Raw genomic sequence first — 1,910 nt, forward strand, 5'->3', positions numbered from 1 at the left:
ACGTTTTGTGTAATATACTTTAACATTTAAAATGTATAAGTTTCCAGTTGCAAACAAAAGCCGTGTCCTTTAAAGGCGCGGATTTTTTTAATTATTGCATATTTCCGTGGATTTCTTCTCTTAAATATGCTAGTCCTTTAGACGTTATCTTTGTTGATGGTACGGTTTTTTCTGTACCATCATTTTTTTGAATAGTAATGGCTGTGCAATCCATAAGACCTTTTTGGATTTTATCTTGATAAGGCAATAATGGACCGCTTGGCACTCTTTTGTAAACCCAACCATATCTACGCAAGTAATCTGATAAATCCTTAGGCCTTACTTCCAATATTTTTGCAGCATCTATAATACCAAACAAGCCGTCGGAACGTTTTAAACCATCAAGAGCTATTGCTTTTGGTTTTAACTCTGCGATTATGATGTCTTTACGCTCATTTTCGTTTTTTAGATGAGTTAATACACCTAACATTACCTGCGGACTTGAGTAATCGATTTGTTGTGGTGTTGAAACTTGCTTTTCTAATTCTTGCCAGCGGTCAATTATTTTTGCACGCAATGTAGTGCTATAACCTGAAACGAGGATTAAGCATTCACGCTTTGGAAGGTTGTAACAAGGGCGGGGTTTTCCTTGCTCATCAACATAAGTGCTTAAAAATTTAGCCGGCTCAAATTTGAGCTCGCTAAAATCACTCACCCCAAATTTGGGGGCAGTGCTTTCAGGATATAATTCTTCAAGCATTTTCTTGATATCACGCATAACATTTTTATGCTGCTTATCACATAACTCTGCAATTTCAACACTAGACATAGTTTGAATGCTATCATCTATTTTGATTTGATTTACGTTTGTTAAATTTGTTTGATTTGTGTTAATTAAATATTGTGACATGATGCTGTCTCCTTACTATAATTTTTGAATCGACACTCTAAAAAGAGTGCCGGGCGCTCAAAACACGGTAGTAAGTCCGTTGTTACGCTTTTCCCATAAGGGTCTTGTATAGCATAACCACACCCGACAATCCCCTCTTATATGCTATAAAGCATACTGGAGTCAAAACCTTATAATTCGCAAAAAGATTGTTTTAACAAACTATTTGCTTACTACCTATGTGTTTTGAAGCACCTACTGATTCGTTTAACAGAGTGATTCGATTATTATCAATATGTATTTTACTATTTTTTAACTTTTTTCATTTTGATGCTTACTTAATTGAATCTAAAGTTAAAAAGCAGGCGCCCCCACAACGCCCATGCTTTATTTAAGCAGCTTCATTTAGGCTATGCACATTATCAAAAATAGGATTATAAGTTTTTAGCAATGAAACTATTGATTCAATTAGTTCGGATTGACCGAATTCTGTCATAATTGCTAAGATTTTTGTAAAATTTGGAATTTCGTTTTGTAATTTAAAAAACAAGACTTTCTCAAGAGCAGCCATAAGTTCCACTAAAGAAACGTGATAGTTATCTTCAGTATCAATATCATCGCTATTTGCTTCTTTACACACTGCCAGCCACAAATCACATAAGAAATCAGTGGTAATATTAATTTCGTTTTTTTCCATTTTAATTGCTTTCTATTGGTTAGAAACTTTTGATTGACAACCCATAAGGGCGCCGGGCGCTCAAAACACGGCCAATAGTCCGTCGCTATACTTTTCCCTCGCGAAGGGTATTGTATGGCATAGCTACACCCGACATAATCGTTATATGCCAACGATAGCATAAAAGAAAGTCAGTATTTTAAGAAATGGGAGAAACCTTTTCGTGGTTTATCCGCTATTGGTCAGTGTTTTGAGCACTTGTGAAGTTTTCTAAACGACCTTTTCTTTAAAGTCAATACGTATTTTTTATTTTTTTCACTTTTTTTCATTTTGATACCTACATAATTGAATACCAAGTGCTTTCTC

General features: G+C 34.9%; 2 protein-coding genes. Both read right to left on the minus strand.

Annotated features, from left to right (window positions below):
- Nucleotides 1–91: 91 nt before the first annotated feature.
- Nucleotides 92–889, minus strand: a complete 798-nt coding sequence (locus ACFIK4_RS02670; protein ID WP_375674901.1) for a Rha family transcriptional regulator — start codon at nt 887–889, stop codon at nt 92–94.
- Nucleotides 890–1,259: 370 nt separating this feature from the next.
- The gene (locus tag ACFIK4_RS02675) at nt 1,260–1,565 is read right to left on the minus strand and encodes a hypothetical protein (RefSeq protein ID WP_375674903.1); all 306 of its coding nucleotides are present in this window, start codon (nt 1,563–1,565) and stop codon (nt 1,260–1,262) included.
- Nucleotides 1,566–1,910: the final 345 nt, after the last annotated feature.

Source organism: Bartonella sp. AP9QHHD (genome assembly GCF_042195625.1).
In the GTDB taxonomy this organism is placed as follows: Bacteria; Pseudomonadota; Alphaproteobacteria; order Rhizobiales; family Rhizobiaceae; genus Bartonella.